Origin of the sequence: Bacillus sp. AFS002410, assembly GCF_002556365.1 — a bacterium.
Lineage (GTDB): Bacteria > Bacillota > Bacilli > Bacillales > Bacillaceae_G > Gottfriedia.
The window spans coordinates 1-1,614 of sequence record NZ_NUEU01000064.1; the positions used below are offsets into that span (position 1 = coordinate 1).

Here is a 1,614-nt window from a genome sequence, read left to right on the forward strand (position 1 = left end):
CGCCAACTTCTTTCCAGTTCGTTACTTTTCCAGCGAAAATATCTTCAATTTGTTGAAGTGTAAGTGAATCTACACCAACATCTTTATTCGTTACCATTGAATATCCAACACCAGCAACTTTAGCCTCTACTAATGAACTTGCTAATGTTTTATCTTCTAATTTTTCAGCAGCTGGTACATCTGAGTTACCAATTTGAATAGCACCCGTAGATACTTGGTTTACACCAGTTCCACTACCGCCACCTTGAACTGTAACTGATACTTGTGGGAACTTTGTCATAAATTCTGTAGCCGCTTCGTCAGCAAGTGGTTGTAACGCTGTTGATCCCGCAGCACCAATTGTTCCAGTTAATTCTACTTTTTTATCATCTGAAGCCTTACCAGTAGTCTTGTCATCTTTATTAGAACATCCAGCTAACATACCAGTAATAGCCATTGCAGCGAAAGTTAATTTTAATCCACGTTTCATTTGAATAATCCCCCTAAAATGTTTGTTTTTATTTTTAAATTTGTTTTTGTTTTTATTTTTGTTTGTTATCTCTTACAATCTCTACTTTAAAGTTTTAAGGTTAAGCAAGTTTTAATCAATCGTAAAGAAATTGTAAATCTTTTTAAGGGGGTGTATATTTAGTTGATTTTAGGGCATTTGAGATTGGTTTAAAAAGAAAACTACTATCTTGTTTATACGAACACTTTGTGAACTTTGTTGATAAAGTTGTGAACTTCGTTGATAAAGTGGCGTTCTTCGTTGATAAAGTGACGTTCTTCGTTGATAAAGTGGCGTTCTTCGTTGATAAAGTAGGGTTCTTCGTTGATAAAGTAGGGTTCTTCGTTCATATAATGATGTTCTTCATTAATATGGTAGTGATTTTTGTTAATATAGTAATGTTCTTCGTTCATATGACGATGATTTTCATTAATATAGTGATGATTATCATTAATAGTCATGATTCCCGTTTAAATTGGGGTAATCAAACTGATGGACTTCTTTTATATCTTGATGATCTTCATTGATGAGTAATGTTCTTCGTCAATAAACTCGTGAACTTTGTTGAAATTGTAGTGTTCTTCATTGAAAAACTGATTTCAAACCGTTCAAAATCATCGCCACAAAAAAAAGCTAACCCAAAAAGTTGCATAGCAACCTTTCGAGTTAGCTTAATTTGAATATTATTCTAAACCTGACATTTCTGAAGCTGGGATATAGCCCATTTCAACTAATTTATTCGAGAACTCGTCTCCACTAATATATTCGATATATTCTTTAACTGGAGATTTTGCATCGCCGTTTGTAATCATGTATTCATATGAATAGAATGGGTAAGCACCTGAAGTAATGTTTTCAGTAGAAGAATCTTTCCCATCAATTTGAACAGTTTTTAAAGCATCTTTTTTATCGCCAATTAAATATGAGTTAGCAAGATAAGAAACTGCACCAGGAGTTGAGTTTACAGCTTGTTCAACTGCACCGTTTGAATCTTGAACTGTTCCAACGCTATCGTTAATTTTAACTTCTTTCATAACTTTCTTTTCAAAAGCTGCACGAGTACCAGATGATGCTGGACGGTTAATTACGTTAATTTTCTCGTCTTTACCGCCAACTTCTTTCCAGTT

At 33.8% G+C, this 1,614-nt stretch carries 3 protein-coding genes; 1 reads left to right on the forward strand and 2 read right to left on the reverse strand.

Translation table 11 applies throughout. The features are described from left to right. Nucleotides 1-475 (reverse strand): substrate-binding domain-containing protein (locus CN692_RS19255; RefSeq protein WP_179874491.1); only part of this gene is annotated, 475 nt, incomplete at its 3' end. 221 nt (nucleotides 476-696) lie between these two features. Between CN692_RS19255 and CN692_RS19260 the strand changes: the two genes are divergently transcribed. Further along, entirely contained in the window at nucleotides 697-1,014 is a 318-nt protein-coding gene (locus CN692_RS19260) for a hypothetical protein (protein WP_098120747.1), read from the forward strand. 156 nt (nucleotides 1,015-1,170) lie between these two features. Here CN692_RS19260 and CN692_RS19265 read toward each other — a convergent pair. Then, on the reverse strand, nucleotides 1,171-1,614 hold a 444-nt coding region (locus tag CN692_RS19265), incomplete at its 5' end, for a substrate-binding domain-containing protein (protein WP_179874490.1).